18 protein-coding genes are annotated in these 19,401 nt (G+C 57.1%); 13 read left to right on the plus strand and 5 right to left on the minus strand.

The window, feature by feature from the left end; genetic code table 11:
• Positions 1-16: 16 nt before the first annotated feature.
• Both ACW55A_RS15215 and gpmI read right to left on the minus strand, forming a co-directional pair.
• On the minus strand, positions 17-1,342 hold the full coding sequence (locus ACW55A_RS15215) for a murein hydrolase activator EnvC family protein (protein ID WP_044310203.1): 1,326 nt from the start codon (positions 1,340-1,342) through the stop codon (positions 17-19).
• A gap of 153 nt (positions 1,343-1,495) precedes the next feature.
• Complete coding sequence (gpmI, locus tag ACW55A_RS15220) at positions 1,496-3,028, minus strand: 2,3-bisphosphoglycerate-independent phosphoglycerate mutase (RefSeq protein WP_498811415.1); 1,533 nt, start codon at positions 3,026-3,028, stop codon at positions 1,496-1,498.
• A 156-nt stretch (positions 3,029-3,184) separates the two neighbouring features.
• Between gpmI and ACW55A_RS15225 the strand changes: the two genes are divergently transcribed.
• From ACW55A_RS15225 to secB, 3 genes are read left to right on the plus strand one after another with little or no spacing between them, the layout of a single operon-like run.
• Positions 3,185-3,598, plus strand: a complete 414-nt coding sequence (locus tag ACW55A_RS15225; protein ID WP_003318290.1) for a rhodanese-like domain-containing protein — start codon at positions 3,185-3,187, stop codon at positions 3,596-3,598.
• A 2-nt stretch (positions 3,599-3,600) separates the two neighbouring features.
• Positions 3,601-3,852, plus strand: coding sequence for a glutaredoxin 3 (gene grxC / locus ACW55A_RS15230; RefSeq protein WP_002551467.1), 252 nt, complete (start codon positions 3,601-3,603; stop codon positions 3,850-3,852).
• A 40-nt stretch (positions 3,853-3,892) separates the two neighbouring features.
• Positions 3,893-4,381 carry a protein-export chaperone SecB gene (secB, locus tag ACW55A_RS15235; protein WP_003372189.1) on the plus strand — a complete coding sequence of 163 codons (489 nt, stop codon included), beginning with the start codon at positions 3,893-3,895 and terminating at the stop codon, positions 4,379-4,381.
• A 270-nt stretch (positions 4,382-4,651) separates the two neighbouring features.
• Here secB and trmL read toward each other — a convergent pair whose 3' ends face one another.
• A complete protein-coding gene (trmL, locus tag ACW55A_RS15240) occupies positions 4,652-5,107 on the minus strand; it encodes a tRNA (uridine(34)/cytosine(34)/5-carboxymethylaminomethyluridine(34)-2'-O)-methyltransferase TrmL (protein WP_002551469.1) in 456 nt (151 codons plus the stop codon).
• Between trmL and ACW55A_RS15245 the strand changes: the two genes are divergently transcribed.
• The 7 genes from ACW55A_RS15245 to ACW55A_RS15275 all read left to right on the plus strand — a co-directional run bounded on the left by ACW55A_RS15245 (position 5,106) and on the right by ACW55A_RS15275 (position 11,925).
• A complete protein-coding gene (locus tag ACW55A_RS15245; protein WP_003372188.1) occupies positions 5,106-5,546 on the plus strand; it encodes a hypothetical protein in 441 nt (146 codons plus the stop codon). The two genes, trmL and ACW55A_RS15245, sit on opposite strands and share 2 nt — an antisense overlap.
• Positions 5,547-6,565: 1,019 nt before the next feature.
• Positions 6,566-7,924, plus strand: coding sequence for an OprD family porin (locus tag ACW55A_RS15250; protein WP_044310201.1), 1,359 nt, complete (start codon positions 6,566-6,568; stop codon positions 7,922-7,924).
• Positions 7,925-8,093: 169 nt separating this feature from the next.
• Entirely contained in the window at positions 8,094-8,732 is a 639-nt protein-coding gene (locus ACW55A_RS15255; RefSeq protein WP_455808561.1) for a peroxiredoxin, read from the plus strand.
• Positions 8,733-9,082: 350 nt separating this feature from the next.
• Positions 9,083-10,048 (plus strand): sulfonate ABC transporter substrate-binding protein, encoded by a 966-nt coding sequence (locus ACW55A_RS15260; RefSeq protein ID WP_498811416.1) that lies wholly within the window; start codon positions 9,083-9,085, stop codon positions 10,046-10,048.
• Between the two features lie 28 nt (positions 10,049-10,076).
• Positions 10,077-10,874 (plus strand): aliphatic sulfonate ABC transporter permease SsuC, encoded by a 798-nt coding sequence (ssuC, locus tag ACW55A_RS15265; RefSeq protein WP_003413534.1) that lies wholly within the window; start codon positions 10,077-10,079, stop codon positions 10,872-10,874.
• Positions 10,871-11,683, plus strand: a complete 813-nt coding sequence (gene ssuB, locus ACW55A_RS15270; protein WP_455808563.1) for an aliphatic sulfonates ABC transporter ATP-binding protein — start codon at positions 10,871-10,873, stop codon at positions 11,681-11,683. The genes ssuC and ssuB overlap by 4 nt, the downstream gene beginning before the upstream one ends.
• 26 nt (positions 11,684-11,709) lie before the next feature.
• Complete coding sequence (locus tag ACW55A_RS15275) at positions 11,710-11,925, plus strand: TOBE domain-containing protein (RefSeq protein WP_002555770.1); 216 nt, start codon at positions 11,710-11,712, stop codon at positions 11,923-11,925.
• A gap of 513 nt (positions 11,926-12,438) precedes the next feature.
• Here ACW55A_RS15275 and ACW55A_RS15280 read toward each other — a convergent pair.
• Together ACW55A_RS15280 and ACW55A_RS15285 are read right to left on the minus strand one after the other, a co-directional pair.
• The gene (locus ACW55A_RS15280; RefSeq protein WP_455808564.1) at positions 12,439-13,071 is read right to left on the minus strand and encodes a TetR/AcrR family transcriptional regulator; all 633 of its coding nucleotides are present in this window, start codon (positions 13,069-13,071) and stop codon (positions 12,439-12,441) included.
• A gap of 162 nt (positions 13,072-13,233) precedes the next feature.
• Entirely contained in the window at positions 13,234-14,610 is a 1,377-nt protein-coding gene (locus ACW55A_RS15285; protein WP_003413528.1) for a glutamine synthetase family protein, read from the minus strand.
• A 594-nt stretch (positions 14,611-15,204) separates the two neighbouring features.
• Between ACW55A_RS15285 and ACW55A_RS15290 the strand changes: the two genes are divergently transcribed.
• From ACW55A_RS15290 to ACW55A_RS15300, 3 genes are all read left to right on the plus strand, one after another.
• Positions 15,205-16,563: a glutamine synthetase family protein gene (locus tag ACW55A_RS15290; RefSeq protein WP_002555767.1), complete on the plus strand. Its 1,359-nt coding sequence runs from the start codon at positions 15,205-15,207 to the stop codon at positions 16,561-16,563.
• A gap of 68 nt (positions 16,564-16,631) precedes the next feature.
• Complete coding sequence (locus ACW55A_RS15295) at positions 16,632-17,996, plus strand: aspartate aminotransferase family protein (RefSeq protein WP_054081343.1); 1,365 nt, start codon at positions 16,632-16,634, stop codon at positions 17,994-17,996.
• A 141-nt stretch (positions 17,997-18,137) separates the two neighbouring features.
• Entirely contained in the window at positions 18,138-19,235 is a 1,098-nt protein-coding gene (locus ACW55A_RS15300; protein WP_003382101.1) for a polyamine ABC transporter substrate-binding protein, read from the plus strand.
• The last annotated feature ends 166 nt before the right edge of the window (positions 19,236-19,401 follow it).

The raw sequence follows: 19,401 nt of genomic DNA on the forward strand, positions 1-19,401 counted from the left end.
AGATATTGACGCCGACTTATCCTTGAGTGCGGCACCATTGGGCCGGATCGCTGGGGCGACCCTGCTGACGAATAGCAAAGTACAACGCTGCCGTGTCCTGACCGCCACTATTGCCGACCGTGGAAATCGCTTCACCGGCTTTTACAATGTCACCTGCCGACTTGAGCAGGCTCTGGTTGTGCCCGTAAAGGGTCAGATAACCGTTGCCATGGTCGAGAATGACCAGAAGCCCGGCACCGCGCAACCAGTCGGCGAACACCACTCGTCCGCCATGCACGGCACGTACCTGGCTTCCGGCTGCGGCGCTGATCATGACGCCGTCCCATTTGGTCCGTTCGTCATCACCGCGGGCTTCACCGAAACGCGCAAGCAGTCGACCATCGATAGGCCATGGAAGTTTTCCCCTGGCCTCTGCAAAAGGTCCGCCGTAGGAAACTCCGGCACTGGAAACGACTGCGCCGGGGGCTTTGACCGGGCGACGCGGTGCCGGTTCATCATCGCTTTTACTGCTGCTGTTGCTGCTGTTATTGCGGGCGACGGCTTCAGCTTCGCGCTGACGCTTTTCTTCCGCCTCGCGGGCTGCAACCAGCGCCTTCTGGCGAGCTTCTTCGGCTTCACGTGCCTGGCGAGCCAGGGTTTCTTCGATGGTCTTGAGGACTTTGGCCAGGTCGGCCTGATCCTGCTGACGGGCCTGCAGTTTCTGATCGCGGGCCTTGTAGTCCTGATTCAACTTGGCCAGCGCCTGTTGACGTTCCTGGCGAACCTTGGCCAGCTCTTCGCTCTGGCTGTCCAGGTTGCTTTTCTGCACCAGCAGTTGGGCCTGTTGCAGGTCGATGTCTTTTTCGACATTGGCCAGCTGGCGCAGGGTTTCATTGAAATTGCGTAGCTGCTCCAGGCGCGCCTGGCTCAGGTAATCGTAATACGTGAGGGTTCGGGCGAACTTCTCGGGGTGTTGCTGGTTGAGCAGCAGCTTGAGGTACTCCTGGCGGCCACTCTGGTAGGCGGCGCGGGCCTGGATGGCAATCAGGCGTTGCTGTTCAACACGGGCGCTGTTCAGTTTCTTTTTTTCACTGTCGAGCTTTTGCAGCTCGGTTTCCGTCTTTTTTAGTTCCTTTTGCAGGACCTCGACCTGCTTTTCCAACTTGCCCATTTCGGTTTCAGTGGTGCGCAGGTCCTTCTGGACGCCTGCACGTTCTTCCTGAAGCTTGCCCAGGACTTTTTGCAGCTCCGCCACATCCTGACGCGCAGCATCTATCTGTTTTTGGGTTTGCACACGCTCGTCTTCGGCAAACGCCGGATTGAGCAGGCAGATCAGAGCAAGGGCAATCAAGGCGCGAAGCATGTGGGTGGGCGATACCGAGGAATTGTGAGAAAAAATGTCAGGCCTAGTATGCCCGCCATGCGCTGCAAAAAAAACGCCTCGCAACCACTGCTTTGAGGCCTGAAACATAAAAAACCGGCCTTGCCTGATGGCTAAAGGCCGGTTTTGACCGGGTTACTCGTTCACAAGAATCGAGTGACCGCTCATTTCCTGCGGTTTCTCCATGCCCAGCAGATGCAGCATGGTCGGCGCGACATCGGCCAGAACGCCGCCTTGGCGAACTTTCAGCTGACGTTTGCCCACATAAACGAACGGTACCGGCTCGGAGGTGTGCGCGGTGTGCGCCTGGCCGGTGTGGTCGTCAGTCATTTGCTCGACGTTGCCGTGGTCAGCGGTGATAAGCGCTTCACCACCGACTTTTTCCAGCGCCTCGGTGATGCGCCCGACACACACGTCCAGGCATTCCACAGCCTTGATCGCGGCTTCCATGATCCCGCTGTGGCCAACCATGTCGCCGTTGGCGTAGTTGACGACGATCACGTCATAACGCTGATGTTCGATGGCATCGACAATTTTGTCGGTCACTTCCGGTGCGCTCATCTCAGGCTGCAGGTCGTAGGTGGCGACTTTCGGCGACGGGATCAGAATGCGCTCTTCACCCGGGAACGGTTCTTCACGGCCGCCGGAGAAGAAGAACGTGACGTGGGCGTATTTCTCGGTTTCGGCGATACGCAGCTGGGTCTTGCCGTTGGCCGCCAGGTACTCGCCCAGCACGTTTTTCAGGCTGCCTGCAGCAAAAGCGGACGGCGCAGGAATGCTGGCCGCGTATTGGGTCAGCATCACATAGTTGACCTTCGGCTGGCGGGCGCGCTCGAAGTCCTTGAAATCGTCTTCGACGAACACACGAGTCAGTTCACGGGCGCGGTCGGCGCGGAAGTTCATGAACACCACCGCATCGCCATCTTCCACGCGGGCGGCTCCGCCAATACGCGTGGCTTTGACGAACTCGTCGTTCTCGTCGCGTGCGTAGGCGGCTTCGAGCCCGGCAACGGCGCTGTCTGCGTGGAATTCGGCGGCACTGTCGACGATCAGGTTATAGGCAGACGAAACCCGGTCCCAGCGGTTGTCACGGTCCATGGCGAAGTAGCGGCCGACGATCGTGGCGGTACGGCCCTTGCCCAGGCGGGCGAAGGTTGCGTCCATTAGCTCGAGGGATTTCTTCGCGCTGCGCGGTGGCGTGTCGCGGCCATCAAGGAAGGCATGCAGGTAGATTTTTTCTGCACCGCGTTTGACCGCCAGTTCAGCCATCGCAACCAGATGATCCTGGTGGCTGTGCACGCCACCATCGGACAGCAGGCCCATGATGTGCACGGCCTTGCCGGCGCTGACGGCTTTATCCACGGCGGCGCAAATGGTCGGGTTTTCGAAGAACTCGCCATCGCGAATCGCTTTGGTCACCCGAGTGAAGTCCTGATACACCACACGCCCGGCCCCCAGGTTCATGTGCCCGACCTCGGAGTTGCCCATCTGCCCGTCCGGCAGACCGACATCCATGCCCGACCCGGAAATCAGGCCATTGGGCATGGTTTGGTAGAGACGATCCATGACCGGCATCTTCGCGGCCAGAATGGCATTGCCCTTGTGGCTTTCGCTGTGTCCGAAGCCATCCAGGATGATAAGAACCAGAGGTTTTGGCGTGGCAGTCATAGAACCCACTCGATGCTGATTGGATAAAGAGATGAACAAAGTACAAGGGAACGGCATTTTAAGGACAAGTTCAAACGGCGTCACTGCCGTACGGACTTTGGCCGACCTTGGCTGCTGTGTATACTGGCCGACATTTTAACGCCCTGGAACCTACTGATGGTTGCTCACCTGCTTGAATTTGCCACTAACCACTATTTGATCACCGGTGCCTTCGTCATTCTGCTGGGACTGCTGATTGCTTACGAAATGAGCAAGGGCGGCGCCAGCCTGAGCACTCGCGAGCTGACCGCACTGGTCAACAGCGATCAGGGCGTGGTCATCGACGTGCGCTCGAAAAAGGATTACACCGCAGGGCATATCGTCGGCTCCCTGAATTTCCCACAGGACAAGGTACTGACCCGTACCGCCGAACTGGAGAAATACAAGGACAAGACGTTGATCATAGTCGATGCAATGGGGCAGCATGCTGGCACCACCGCCCGCGAGCTGCTCAAGTCCGGCTTCAAGGCGGCCAAGCTGTCCGGCGGCATTTCCAGCTGGCGCGGCGATAACCTTCCTCTGGTGAAGTGAACATGGCTCAAGTCATCGTCTATTCCAGCGACTACTGCCCGTATTGCATACGTGCCAAACAGCTTCTGCAGAGCAAGAGCGTGGCCTTCGAGGAAATCCGGGTCGACGGCAAGCCGCAGCTGCGTGCCGAAATGACCAAGAAGGCCGGTCGTACTTCCGTACCGCAAATCTGGATCGGCTCGACCCACGTGGGCGGCTGCGATGACCTGTTTGCTCTGGAGCGTGCCGGCAAGCTCGATGCGCTGCTGGCCTGATATCCCTTAATCTTTCAGCCTAATCTGACAAGGATCCGAGATGACCGATCAACCGAACAACGACGCCGTTGCCAACGAAGAAAACGGCCCACAATTTTCCCTGCAGCGTATCTACGTTCGCGACCTGTCGTTCGAAGCGCCAAAAAGCCCGGCGATCTTCCGCCAGGAGTGGACGCCGACCGTCAGCCTTGACCTCAACACCCGTCAGAAGCAGCTGGAAGGCGATTTCTACGAAGTCGTGCTGACCCTGTCCGTGACCGTCAACAACGGCGACGAAGTTGCCTTCATCGTTGAAGTGCAACAGGCCGGTATCTTCCTGATCAAGGGCCTGGACGACGGCGCAATGAGCCACACCCTCGGCGCATTCTGCCCGAACATCCTGTTCCCTTACGCTCGCGAAGCCATCGACAACCTGGTCGTACGTGGCTCGTTCCCTGCGCTGATGCTGGCTCCGGTGAACTTCGACGCCTTGTACGCGCAAGAACTGCAACGCATGCAGGAAGCTGGCGAAACGCCGACTGTTCAGTAAGCGTTACCGCTGCAAAAAAAGCGCCTTTCGGGGCGCTTTTTTGTGTCTGTTCAAGAATGGCGGCTGGGCCAAATGGATGCTTTTTATCGCGAAGGAAACCGACGAAGTCGGGCCGGAAACAGGAGCGAAGGACTTTGCTCACTTTGGTCCCTCAAAGTGAGTCGCCGAGGGGCGAAAAGGTGACCTGAGTCGAGCCTGAATCTCACTGAATCGCAGAACCGCTATGTGATGCGGAGCATCAGTCTGATTAAGCAAATGCCACACTTAGGCCTAAGCAAATCCGTGCTGACGCCATGCCTCATAGACGGCCACGGCCACTGTATTGGACAGGTTCAGGCTGCGGCAGCCTTCACGCATGGGCAGTCGCAGGCGATGCTCGCTGCTCAGCGAGTCAAGAATATCGGCGGGCAGGCCACGGCTTTCCGGACCGAACAGAAAGGCATCGCCTGGCTCGAAGCTCGCATCATGAAAAGGCCGCGAGCCTTTGGTGGTGAAGGCAAACAACCTCGGGTTGCCGATCTTCTCCAGGCAGCTTGCCAGGTCAGCATGTGTCTGCAGCGTGGCATACTCGTGATAATCGAGCCCGGCACGGCGCAGGCGCTTGTCGTCCAGCTCGAAACCCAAGGGTTCGATCAAATGCAGGGTGCAGCCACTGTTGGCGCATAGCCTGATGACATTGCCGGTATTCGGCGGAATTTCTGGTTGAAAAAGGATGACGTGAAACATGCACGGCTCCGAACGAAAGGACGGGATGCATTCTACCCTTGAAGAGGACCCGAGACCGAAGCTATGGCCGCGTGTTCTTGGTTCCATGGCGATTGTCGGGTTTACCGTGGGCACGATTATCGGCCGTCTGCAGCAGCCTGACCCGGTTGAACTGGAGCAGATCGAAGAATTGCCTGCCGGTCTGGCGCTCTGGTTCAACGAAGAACCGAAGTATCGCGGCGCGACGGTGGATGGTGCCGTGGTACTCAACGTCGATGCGTCAGGACAGCCGTGGACGGGCCAACTGAGGTTCGACAATAGGGTTGCGCGCTGGAAGGTGGAACGGGGAGAGAAGGGGTTGGTGCTGACGCTCCTGGCAGCCCGTCCACTTCATGGCGACTGGCGCACTGAGAAGGTGGACGGGCGCTGGAGACTGGAGGTCAGTCTCCGGGAGGAATAAAAGAGGGGAATCCCCGGCCTGCCTGTACCAAGGTCCCCAAAACTGGTGATGTAATACCTATTGCAGGGGGCGTGCCAGTTTTCAAATCGTTTCAGAAAAAACGCATCCGCGTGTGAGACGGGTCCTCTCTGTGTGATGCCATGCTTTATTTGTGCGGCGCATAACTCTTTGAATTATAAATATTTATACATGTTCTTCGAGTGCCGAAGGTGATTTGGCTATAGAACGGAGCCGTAGTGCAGCGTCGCTCATCCCTCGTAACGTAGTACATGTTCCAGCCTTCCGGTTTTCAGGAGTGCACTCAATTTGCGCACCACGAGGGTGCAAAAACCATACTGATGCACTCATTCATTCGAACTCGATGATGGACCGTCCCAGTCTCATGCATAAATGAGCCGTTTGCGCATTGGCCAATCGGCTGGCTGTTACAGCGCCCGACACCAGAATTGCCTTTTTGTTCACGTGGGCTACAGTGAAGGACAGCTCGGAAGGCCGAAAAACGCTTGAAAATGGCCCCAAAAAGCAAAGTAAAAAAAAAATTTTGTGCTTGAACGAGGTGCGCCGTCAAAGTGATGACAACTGTCACATTAACTGACTAATCTCCCCGAAGTTCCCGTAATACAAGGCTTTCGCCAGTTTTGCATCTGTACTCTACTGGCGGAGATCGAGACCGGTGAAGGTGCATTTTTCCGGTCGGGCGCACGAAAATGATAGATCTGACGAACGGTACCAAAATAAGTTTTGGGAAATGGGTAGTTAGGTCGATACACTCCGTGACGTCTTTGCTGACACGAGTTGTGACATATGACTGGATGTTCTCAAGATTCCAGCGATGGTTTCTTCAGCGCATAAGGGTATTGCACCAACGTGTTGTCATCGACAAAAGCGGTCTAGTCAAAAGTCAGGGCGAACAGAATCCATTGATCTCGGATCGGGACTGTCGCCTATCGCTAATCCGTGGGTCAGGGCCAAGCCCGGCACCATGGATATAAAAAATTAGATTCACGAGGAGCGTAGTAATGAAGAAGTCCACCCTGGCTTTGGCCGTCACCGTTGGTGTATTGGCTCAGCAGGCCAGCGCAGCTGGTTTCCTGGAAGACAGTAAAGCGTCCGTCAGTTCTCGTACCCTGTATTTTGACAACGATTTCCGCGAAGGCACTACCCACAACAACCGTGAGACGGCCACTGGCCTGAAATTCGACTACCTGTCGGGCTTCACTCAAGGTACTGTCGGTTTTGGTCTGGACGTCCAGGGCTTGGTCGGTGTTCACCTTGATGGCGGCCGTGGCAACCACGCTCCTGCAGCGAACGGCGGCATTCTGCCTACCGACAGCGACGGTTCTGCTGTCAGCGAATGGAGCCGTCTGGGCGCCAACGGCAAGGTACGCTTCTCGAAAACCGAGCTGAAAGTCGGTAACGCATTGGCACCTAACCTGCCAATTCTGGTCAGCAACGATGGTCGTCTTCTGCCTCAGGCTTTCCAGGGCGGCATCCTGACTTCCAAGGATCTGGACAACGTCACCTTCACTGCCGGTCAGCTGAACAAATCCATCGGCCGTGCTTCGAGCAACTGGACTGACCTGTCCATTGCCGGCGCTTCCGAGACTGCCGATCAGTTCCGCTTCGCCGGTGCTGACTGGAAAGTCACCAAAGACCTGACCCTGCAGTACTACTACGCTAATCTGGAAGACTTCTACAAGCAGCACTTCCTCGGTTTGGTACACGTTTACCAAATCGACGCCAACCAGTCCTTCAAGACTGACCTGCGTTATTTCAACAGCAGCTCTGACGGCAAAAACAGCGACGCAGCAACCGGCTACCGTTTCAACAACAACAACGGTTATGCCAAGAACGCTGGCGAAGTGGATAACTCCACCTGGTCCGCCATGTTTACCTACGCCCTGGGCGGCCATGCGTTCATGGTTGGCCATCAGCAGATTGGCGATGACGGCGGCATGGTTTTCCTGAACCAAGGCAACGTCACCAAGAACGGCACCAGCACTTCGAGTCTTGAAGGCAACGGCGGTTCGAGCTTCTACCTGTTCACTGACTCGATGATCAACGGCTTCAACCGCGCGGGTGAAAACACCACGTTCGGTCAGTACTCGTACGACTTCGCCAAGGTGGGTGTTCCAGGCCTGAAAGCAGCCATCGCTTACCTGCACGCAGACGACATTCGTGATCGCACTACCGGTAAAGAAGAATACTCCGAGTGGGAAACCGACATGCGCGTTGACTACGTGATCCAGAGCGGTCCGATGAAAGGTTTTGGCACCACCCTGCGTCACGGTACTTACCGTGCGGATGGCGACCTGAACAACTCGACCAACACCGATCAAACCCGTCTGATCTTCAACTACACCTACAACTTCATGTAAGTGTATTGATGCTCAAAGAGACCCCGCCCCGTGCGGGGTTTCTTTTGTCTGTTTTTTGATATTCCTGACAGGTCTATAAGGCGCATTATTTATTCTTTTTAACTTTCCTCGACAGGGCGCACAGTAGTGCTATACCAAGGCCTACCTGATAAAGACAAGGAGCAACACCATGACACTGCGACTTGGCGACATCGCCCCTGACTTCGAGCAGGAATCCAGCGAGGGTCGTATCCGATTTCATGAATGGCTCGGCAACAGCTGGGGTGTGTTGTTTTCTCATCCGGCTGACTTCACGCCGGTGTGCACCACAGAACTGGGTTTCACTGCCAAACTGAAAGACGAGTTCGCCAAGCGCGGCGTGAAAGCTATTGCGCTGTCGGTGGACCCGGTCGATTCGCACATCAAGTGGATCGACGACATCAACACCACACAAAACACGCAGGTCAATTTCCCGATTCTGGCCGATGCCGACCGCAAGGTCTCCGACCTGTACGACCTGATTCATCCCAATGCCAACGACACACTGACTGTGCGCTCGCTGTTCGTGATCGATCCGAACAAGAAGGTGCGTCTGACGATCACCTATCCGGCCAGCACCGGGCGTAACTTCCACGAGATTCTGCGCGTTATCGACTCTCTGCAATTGACCGACAACTACAAGGTCGCCACGCCCGCCAACTGGGTGGACGGTGATGACGTAGTGATCGTGCCGTCGATCAAGGATGAAGCCGAGATCAAGCAACGCTTTCCCAAGGGCTATAAGGCAGTCACGCCCTATCTGCGCCTGACACCACAGCCAAACCGCTGATTTTCGATCTACCAAGCGTGGGGTTATTCGGGCCGATTTATCGGCCCTTTTTTATTGTTCCCTGCCGCTTGCTGCGTCGCTGGATCAACCGCGGACGCAGAGCATGGGCACGATAGCTGAGATTATCGTTCCTCACGCTCCAGCCTGGGAATGCAGGTCGTGACGCTCTGCGTCACAGGTCCGCAACGCGCAGGCAACGGCACTTTCCTTATATTCATTTATGGAATAACTAAATGAATAAATAAGATTTATAGATATAAAAAAGGGCTGTTAATGTCGTGCCTATTCCCACCTTGCTCGTCCCTCACCGGTCGAGCAGGGGATCACCCCAAATAGGTAAAGGAGCGCATATGCGCACTGTCATTTTGCGTCGAAGCCTTGTCGCGCTGTTTGCTGCTGCGGTCGTTCTTGGTGCGGTCACTCAGGCCCAGGCGGAAGATCTGCGCATCGGTTACCAGAAGTACGGCACGCTGGTGCTGCTCAAGGCCAAGGGCTCGCTGGAAAAGCGTCTGGCCGAGCAGGGCGTTAAAGTCCAGTGGACCGAGTTCCCCGGTGGCCCTCAGCTGCTTGAAGGCCTGAACGTCGGCTCCATCGACTTCGGCGTCACCGGCGAAACGCCGCCGGTCTTCGCTCAGGCCGCAGGCGCGGATCTGCTGTATGTAGCCTATGAGCCGCCAGCACCGACCAGTGAAGCCATCCTGGTCCCCAAAGACTCCCCGATCACCTCGGTCAAAGACCTGAAGGGCAAGAAAGTCGTCCTCAATAAAGGCTCGAACGTCCATTATCTGCTGGTCAAGGCACTGGAAGATGCCGGCCTGAAATACACCGATATCCAGACCGTCTTCCTGCCTCCGGCCGATGCGCGTGCCGCTTTCGAGCGCGGCAGCGTGGATGCCTGGGTCATCTGGGACCCTTACCAGGCCGCAGCTGAAAAGCAATTGCAGGCGCGGACCTTGAAAGACGGCACCGGCATTGTCGACAACCATCAGTTCTATCTCGCCACCAAGCCATACGCGCAGAAAAACCCCAAGGTCATTCAGGCCCTGATCGAGGAGGTCCGTGCGGTGGGCGAATGGTCCAAGGCCAATCCCGATGAAGTGACCCAACAGGTCGCACCGTTGCTGGGGCTGCCGGCCGACATCACCCTGACCTCGGTAAAGCGTCAGGGCTACGGCGCGCAGTTCCTGACCCCGCCGGTGGTGGCGGCACAGCAGAAAATCGCTGACACCTTCTACCAGCTCAAGCTGATTCCAAAGCCGCTCAGTATTGCTGATGTGGTCTGGACACCCCCTGCTGCTGTTGCTCAAGCACAGTGATCGTCAGGCCCTTCGAGGAGACAACTCCATGAGCCTCAGTGCTTCGCAACGCATCGTTCACCGACTGGCGCCTTGGGCTCTTCCAGTCCTGTTGTTGGCAGTCTGGCAGCTGTCGGTCAGCGCCGGCTGGTTATCCACACGCATTCTGCCCGCACCCAGCGCGGTCATCGAAGCGGGCATAAACCTGGTCGCCAGCGGCGAAATCTGGACGCATCTGGCGATCAGCGGCTGGCGCGCCGGGATCGGATTCGCCATTGGCGGCGGCATCGGTCTGGCGCTGGGCTTCATTACCGGCCTGAGCAAATGGGGCGAGCGTCTGCTGGACAGCTCGGTGCAGATGATCCGTAACGTGCCGCACCTGGCGCTGATTCCGCTGGTCATTCTGTGGTTCGGCATTGATGAGACCGCCAAGATATTCCTGGTCGCGCTGGGCACCCTGTTCCCGATTTATCTGAACACCTACCACGGCATCCGCAACATCGATCCGGCACTGGTAGAAATGTCCCGCAGCTATGGCCTGTCAGGTTTCAGCCTGTTCCGTCATGTGATCCTGCCGGGCGCCATGCCTTCGATTCTGGTCGGCGTGCGCTTTGCGCTGGGCTTCATGTGGCTGACGCTGATCGTGGCGGAAACCATTTCTGCCAGCTCCGGCATCGGCTACCTGGCGATGAATGCGCGGGAGTTTCTGCAAACCGACGTCGTGGTGCTGGCCATCGTGTTGTACGCCGTACTCGGCAAGCTGGCCGATCTGGCAGCGCGAGGCCTGGAACGTGTCTGCCTGCGCTGGCACCCGGCCTATCAAGTGAGCAAAGGCGGTGCCGCATGACCAGTCTGAAACAGCAACCTCCACACTTGCTGCGTGGCATCCCGCTGGCAGTACGCAAGCTGAAAAAAGCGTTCGGTGCCCGTGAAGTGCTCAAGGACATCGACCTGCACATCCCTGCCGGTCAGTTCGTCGCCATCGTCGGCCGCAGCGGTTGTGGCAAAAGCACACTGTTGCGTCTGCTCGCCGGCCTCGACAAACCAACGCAAGGCCAGCTGCTTGCCGGCTCTGCACCATTGGACGATGCCCGCGAAGACACGCGATTGATGTTTCAGGAAGCGCGCTTGCTGCCCTGGAAAAAGATCATCGACAACGTCGGCCTCGGGTTGAGCGGCGACTGGCGGGCGCAGGCCCTTGAAGCGCTTGAGGCCGTCGGCCTCGCCGAGCGCGCCAATGAATGGCCTGCCGCATTGTCCGGCGGTCAGAAGCAGCGCGTTGCCTTGGCTCGTGCACTGATTCACAAGCCGCGTCTGCTGTTGCTCGACGAGCCGTTGGGCGCGCTGGATGCCCTGACCCGGATCGAAATGCAGCAACTGATCGAAAAGCTGTGGGGCCAGTATGGTTTCACGGTGCTGCTGGTAACCCACGACGTCAGCGAGGCCGTGGCCATTGCCGACCGGGTGATCCTGATCGAAGAGGGGCAGATCGGTCTCGATCTGCTGGTCGACCTGCCACGTCCGCGTGTTCGTGGTTCGCACCGCCTTGCGGCGCTGGAGGCTGAAGTGCTCAACCGTGTGCTGGCCCTGCCGGGTTCGACACCTGACCCGGAACCGTTTTCGCCACTGCCTACGCAATTGCGCTGGGCAAATTAACCCTGATACCCAAAGGAAGACATGCCATGACTATTAAAGCCATCAACGTTCGCAATCAGTTCAAAGGCACCATCAAGGAAATCGTCCACGGCGACGTACTGTCGGAAATCGACGTACAGACCGCATCGGGTGTCGTGACCTCGGTCATCACCACCCGCTCGGTCAAGGAGCTGGAGCTGGTCGTCGGCAGCGAAGTTATCGCCTTCGTGAAGTCCACTGAAGTCTCCATCGCCAAGCTGTAAACGATGGGCAAAAAACACCCTGGACGGTCCTGACCCTCCGGGGTTTTTTGCTTTTTACCTAGCAGTTATGTGAGGTAGCGACGTAGCGGTTTTGCCGGATGCTGACAGCTGGCTCTATTTGAAGAAACTGCCATGACCTCTTCAACCCAGTAAAGCATCTTCATCGAGGCCGAGTAAAAGACGAGGAGGGCATCAAATAGGCTTTGCCAGAAGAGATCCTGTCGTGAGGAGTGCACGCCAAAAATATTATGCTGCACTTAAAGCTGCCGGTATTAAAAAGCCTAAGCCTGACAGTCCTATTTATATTAATGGCACGCTAGAAACTGAAGCTTTCGCTGCAAGAATTAAGTATTTTCAAGAGAAGATAAATTATAGGTCCAGGATTGAAGGTACTGATAATTAGAATTCAACCACCTATGCTGATCAGGTCGCGGCATTGAAGCGAGAAAAAAGGGACCAGGCTAAGTATCTACAGAACCCGAGAGAAAAAATAAATCCACTCGGTCGTAATTCTCAATCTGCCCTCTTCACCAAAAACACCGGCAAATACAACCCCAGATAAGCATCAAATACCCGCATCCCTTCCTCGGCCATGCGTGGTGTGATCTCGTCATGCAACTGCACCGACCGCGCATACACGCGATCCCCCAGTTCCATGGCCAGCGCAAACACGTCTACATCGTCCGGCAGTGCGGGCAACTGGAAGTGGCGGTCAAACACTTCAAGCATCAAGTGCCCCAGCTCAATATCGTGCTGGCGGTCGGCCTGGTTGATTTCGGTCAGGCCGTGCTGGGCAAGGATCAATTGGCGGGCGGCGGCGTCGGCGTTGTAGATGGCCAGCATGCGCAGTTCGACGATGCGTGACAGGTCGCGCCAGGTGGCGAGCTGGTCGTGATCGATGGGGGCCTGCAGCGACGCGCGAAAGGCGGCGTGGATGTCGGCGGTCAGTGCTTCAAGCAGTGCAGGGACGCTGGCGAAGAAGTGGTACACCGACGAGGGCGGAATGCCGGCGCGCTCGGCGACGCTGTAAATCGACAGGCTGGCCACTCCTTGTTCGGCAAGCAGCGTGCGCGCGGCGTCGAGAATCGAATCGATTCTGGCCTGGCTGCGTGCTTGAGGTTTGCGAGGCGTGGCGGCGCGTGTCATGGGCGTGGCTCTTGGTTGGGCTGCAGGCATTGTAAGGGATTCTGACGGGATGAATCGCTGTCGTCGCCAAACGATCATCGCTCCCACGCTGGAAGGGGGGCACACCAAACAAAAACGCCGCAAGGCTCAAAGCCTGCGGCGTCTTGTACTACTCGGCCTCAATCAGACCGTATGCAGATACCAGTTGTACTCGAGGTCGGAGATGGAGTGTTCGAACTCTTCCAGCTCGCTCTCCTTACAGGCCACGAAGATGTCGATGTATTTCGGGTCGATGTACTTGGCCATCACCGGGTTGTCGTCCAGCTCGCGCAGTGCATCACGCAGGTTGTTCGGCAGGCTTTGTTCATGCTGCTCGTAGGAGTTGCCTTCTACCGGGGCGCCAGGCTCGACCTTGTTGACCAGGCCGTGGTGCACGCCCGCCAGGACCGAAGCCATCACCAGATACGGGTTGGCATCGGCACCGGCAACGCGGTGTTCGATACGTACCGCGTCGGCGGTGCCGGTCGGTACGCGAACGGCGACGGTACGGTTGTCCAGACCCCAGGTCGGCGAGTTGGGCACATAGAACTGCGCACCGAACCGGCGATACGAGTTGACGTTCGGGCACAGGAAAGCCATTTGTGCCGGCAGGGTCTCGAGCACACCGCCGATTGCATGACGCAATGCGGCGTTCTGCTCGGGATCCTCGCTGGTGAAGATGTTCTTGCCATCGCGATCCAGGATCGAGATGTGAACGTGCAGACCATTACCCGCCTGACCCGGATAGGGCTTGGCCATGAAGGTCGTGTCCATCTCGTGATCGTAGGCGATGTTCTTGATCAGGCGCTTGAGCAATACGGCGTAATCGCACGCCTTGATCGCGTCGGCGACGTGGTGCAGGTTGACTTCGAACTGGGCTGGGGCGCTTTCCTTGACAATGGCGTCGGCAGGAATGCCTTGTTCCTTCGCACCTTCGAGGATGTCCTGAAGGCAGTCGACGTATTCGTCGAGGTCGTCGATCAGGTAGACCTGTGTCGAGTGCGGGCGTTTGCCGGAAATAGGCGAGCGGGGCGGTTGTGGGCGACCGTTCACGTTCTCCTGATCGATCAGGTAGAACTCCAGCTCGAACGCTGCGCAGATGGTCAGGCCCATTTCGTCGAATTTGGCGACGACCTGGCGCAATACCTCACGCGGGTCGGCGAAAAACGGGTCGCCTTCGAGTTCGTGCATGGTCATCAGCAACTGCGCGGTAGGGCGCTTTTGCCATGGCTCGTTGCACAGGGTGTCAGGGATGGGATAACAGATTCGGTCAGCATCACCGATGTCCAGGCCCAGGCCGGTGCTTTCCACCGTGGAGCCATTGATATCCAGAGCAAATAAAGAGGCAGGCAGATTGATGCCCTTCTCGTAAACCTTATGGAGGCTGGTGCGTTCGATGCGTTTGCCACGCACCACACCATTCATATCTGCAATCAGAAGGTCAACGTACAGAACCTCAGGATGTTCCTTAAGGAACGCGTTCGCTTCGTTAAGCTGAACGGCACGCGGGGGTACCGACATGATGCAACACCTTTGTTGTTAAAAATATCAATCATCAATGATTGCGGATCTCAGTCAATCCGAAAGCCATGATGAAGTCAATAGAGCCTTTTTTTGCCCTAAAACTGCGCCATATGGCCTTTTTTGCCGCTATTTAGGGCGTTTTATTCCGTTTCTGACCGCTGTTAAATACGAGCTAGAGCGGCCTGTCTTCTATTTTTAACGGGTTGTTGTATAAAAAAATGAACGAGGCTAAGCTCGATCGCAACCCAGTAGAGCAACAATAGCGGGGGTCCTATGCTTCACCTTTCCCTGGTCGACACGCGACTATCAAGTCCGTACAGCGCTCATCATGCCTGTGATATCGGTGCTCGTGGTGGGTTGCCACACTTTGCGACACCCCTAAACGGCTATCGAAGCCAGTCTGCTCTACTCTCAGCGCTGGACATTACCACTATAACGGCGTCGTCAGTGTGACCGCTGCCGTCTGGAAATCCGGCCCCGCAGCTGTCACCTTACCCCTAATCGGCGTCTGCCGAAACGAGTTGTACATCATGACGCCGATGCGTCTGGAACGCCTGATCACGATCAGGACAATAAAACCCTGAGGTATTTATGAGTACCAACCTCGACCAGCTCACCGATTGGTTGAAAGAACACAAGATTACCGAAGTCGAATGCATGATGTCCGACCTCACCGGGATTACGCGCGGCAAGATCTCGCCGACCAACAAGTTCATCGCTGAAAAAGGCATGCGCCTGCCTGAAAGCGTGCTGTTGCAGACGGTGACCGGCGACTACGTAGAAGACGATATCTACTACGAGCTGCTGGACCCGGCTGACATCGACATGATCTGCCGTCCCGACCAGAACGCGGTGTATCTGGTGCCTTGGGCGGTCGAGCCCACTGCGCAGGTGATTCACGACACCTACGACAAGCAGGGCAACCCCATCGAGCTGTCGCCGCGCAATGTGTTGAAGAAGGTCCTCAAGCTTTACGCCGATCAGGGCTGGCAGCCAATCGTGGCGCCGGAGATGGAGTTCTACCTGACCAAGCGTAGCGACGACCCGGACTATCCGCTACAGCCACCGATCGGGCGCTCCGGGCGACCGGAAACCGGGCGTCAGTCGTTCTCGATCGAAGCAGCCAACGAATTCGATCCGCTGTTCGAAGACGTCTATGACTGGTGCGAACTGCAGAACCTGGATCTGGACACGCTGATCCACGAAGACGGCACGGCGCAGATGGAAATCAACTTCCGTCACGGTGATGCCTTGTCGCTGGCCGACCAGATTCTGGTGTTCAAGCGCACCATGCGCGAAGCCGCCCTCAAGCACGACGTCGCGGCGACCTTCATGGCCAAGCCGATGACCGGCGAGCCAGGCAGTGCGATGCACTTGCACCAGAGCATCATCGACATCGAGACCGGCAAGAATATCTTCTCCAATGAGGACGGGACCATGAGCGAGCTGTTTCTGAACCACGTCGGTGGTCTGCAGAAGTTCATCCCCGAGCTGTTGCCGCTGTTCGCACCCAACGTCAACTCGTTCCGGCGCTTTCTGCCCGACACTTCGGCGCCAGTGAACGTCGAGTGGGGCGAAGAGAATCGCACCGTCGGCCTGCGTGTGCCGGACGCCGTACCGCAGAACCGTCGCGTGGAAAACCGTTTGCCGGGTGCCGATGCCAACCCTTATCTGGCCATCGCCGCCAGTCTGCTGTGCGGCTTCATCGGCATGGTCGAAGGCATCAATCCGAGCGCACCGGTGGTTGGGCGGGGTTACGAGCGGCGTAATCTGCGTCTGCCGTTGACCATCGAAGACGCGCTGGAGCGTATGGAAAACAGCAAGACCATCGAAAAATACCTGGGCAAGAAATTCATCATCGGTTACGTCGCGGTCAAGCGCGCCGAGCATGAAAACTTCAAGCGCGTGATCAGTTCGTGGGAGCGGGAATTCCTGCTTTTCGCCGTCTGATCACGCAGAGCGCCGCTGCGATTGATGCGCGGCGCTCTGCCAACTGACCTGATCAAAGGAAGTGCTGCATGAGTGCCAACAACCCGCAAACCCTCGAATGGCAGGCCCTGAGCAGCGAGCATCACCTGGCACCGTTCAGCGACTACAAACAATTGAAAGAGAAAGGCCCGCGCATCATCACCCGTGCCGAAGGCGTTTATCTGTGGGACAGCGAGGGCCACAAGATCCTCGATGGCATGTCCGGCCTGTGGTGTGTGGCCATCGGTTATGGCCGCGAAGAACTGGCCGACGCAGCCAGCAAACAAATGCGCGAGCTGCCGTACTACAACCTGTTTTTCCAGACCGCCCACCCGCCCGTGCTGGAGTTGGCCAAGGCCATTTCCGAGATTGCACCGCAGGGCATGAACCATGTGTTCTTCACCGGTTCTGGCTCTGAAGGCAATGACACGATGCTGCGCATGGTTCGTCATTACTGGGCGCTGAAAGGCCAGCCGAACAAGAAAACCATCATCAGCCGCGTCAATGGCTACCACGGCTCCACCGTCGCCGGTGCCAGCCTGGGAGGCATGACGTACATGCACGAGCAGGGCGACCTGCCGATTCCGGGGGTGGTGCACATTCCCCAGCCATACTGGTTCGGCGAAGGCGGCGACATGACGCCGGACGAGTTCGGTATCTGGGCTGCCGAGCAACTGGAAAAGAAAATTCTCGAACTGGGCGTCGAGAACGTCGGTGCGTTCATTGCCGAGCCGATCCAGGGCGCAGGCGGTGTGATCGTCCCGCCCGATTCCTACTGGCCGAAGATCAAGGAAATCCTTTCCCGCTACGACATCCTGTTCGCCGCCGATGAGGTGATTTGTGGTTTCGGGCGTACCAGTGAGTGGTTCGGTAGCGATTTCTACGGCCTCAAGCCGGACATGATGACCATCGCCAAAGGCCTGACCTCCGGTTATGTACCGATGGGCGGCCTGATCGTGCGCGATGAAATCGTCGCGGTGCTCAATGAGGGCGGCGATTTCAATCATGGCTTTACCTACTCCGGGCACCCGGTGGCTGCTGCGGTGGCGCTGGAGAACATCCGTATCCTGCGCGAAGAAAAGATCGTCGAACGGGTCAGGTCGGAAACGGCACCGTATTTGCAAAAGCGTTTGCGTGAGTTGAGCGATCATCCGCTGGTGGGCGAAGTCCGGGGTGTCGGTTTGCTGGGGGCCATCGAGCTGGTGAAGGACAAGACCACCCGCGAGCGCTATACCGACAAGGGCGCGGGAATGATCTGTCGAACCTTCTGCTTCGACAATGGCCTGATCATGCGGGCTGTGGGCGATACCATGATCATTGCGCCACCGCTGGTGATCAGTTTTGCGCAAATCGATGAGCTGGTCGAGAAGGCGCGCAAATGCCTGGATCTGACGCTGGCGGTGTTGCAGGGCTGAAAACGCAAAAAAAGCGTCGATTCAAGCGCAATGTGCATTGTTTGAGGGGCTTCGGCTTGAAAGCCTGCCCAGGAAGTTGCCAGACTAATGGCTACACGCCGCTAACTGACGGTCAGTGATAAAAATACATTGGAGCTACGCATGAAAAAATTTGGCAAGACCCTTCTCGCGCTGTCCCTGATGGGCGTTGTGGCCACTGCTGCGCAGGCCGATGACAAAGTGCTGCACGTCTATAACTGGTCCGATTACATCGCGCCGGACACCGTTGCCAAATTCGAGAAAGAATCGGGCATCAAGGTGGTCTACGACGTTTTCGACAGCAACGAGACGCTTGAAGCCAAATTGCTTGCTGGCAAATCCGGCTATGACATCGTCGTGCCGTCCAACAACTTCCTGGCCAAGCAAATCAAGGCCGGCGTTTATCAGGAGCTGGACAAGTCCAAGCTGCCGAACTGGAAGAACCTCAACGAATCGCTGCTCAAGGCCGTGTCGGTCAGCGATCCGGACAACAAGCACGCATTCCCGTACATGTGGGGTTCGATCGGTATCGGCATCAACCCGGACAAGGTCAAGGCTGCGCTGGGCGCCGATGCGCCGGTCAATTCCTGGGACCTGCTGTTCAAGCCGGAGAACGCTGCCAAGCTGAAGTCGTGCGGCATCAGCTTCCTCGATTCGCCGACCGAAATGCTGCCGATTGCCTTGCATTACCTGGGCTACCCGACCGATTCTCAGGACAAGAAGCAGCTCGCCGAAGCTGAAGCGCTGTTCATGAAGATTCGTCCATCGATTGGCTATTTCCACTCGTCCAAGTACATCTCGGACCTGGCCAATGGCAACATCTGCGTCGCAGTCGGCTATTCGGGTGATATCTACCAGGCCAAATCCCGCGCTGCCGAAGCCGGTGGCAAGGTGAAGGTTGCCTACAACATTCCGAAAGAAGGCGCCGGCAGCTTCTATGACATGGTCGCCATTCCCAAGGATGCCGAAAACGTCGAGGGTGCCTACAAGTTCATGACCTTCCTGATGAAGCCGGAAATCATGGCCGAGATCACCAACGCCGTACGCTTCCCGAACGGTAACGCGGCGGCTACGGCGCTGGTCGACAAGGAAATCACCAGTGACCCTGGCGTTTATCCACCTGCCGACGTACAGGCCAAACTGTATGCAATCGCTGACCTGCCTGCAGCTACGCAGCGGATCATGACCCGCAGCTGGACCAAGATAAAATCAGGTAAATAAGCCTGTCATCAAACCTGTGGATGCTGCGTAGCCTCGGCCGCGCAGCAGCCAGCAGACAGGAATATTGCCTAAACCTTTGCTGGTTGGGCTCATAGACGGTAAGTTGCGCGCCGGTTTGGTTTTCCGGACGCCCTCCGGCGCTCAGGCCCCTCTGTTAAAAGGACTC

This window comes from Plantibacter cousiniae (nom. nud.), from assembly GCF_977070315.1.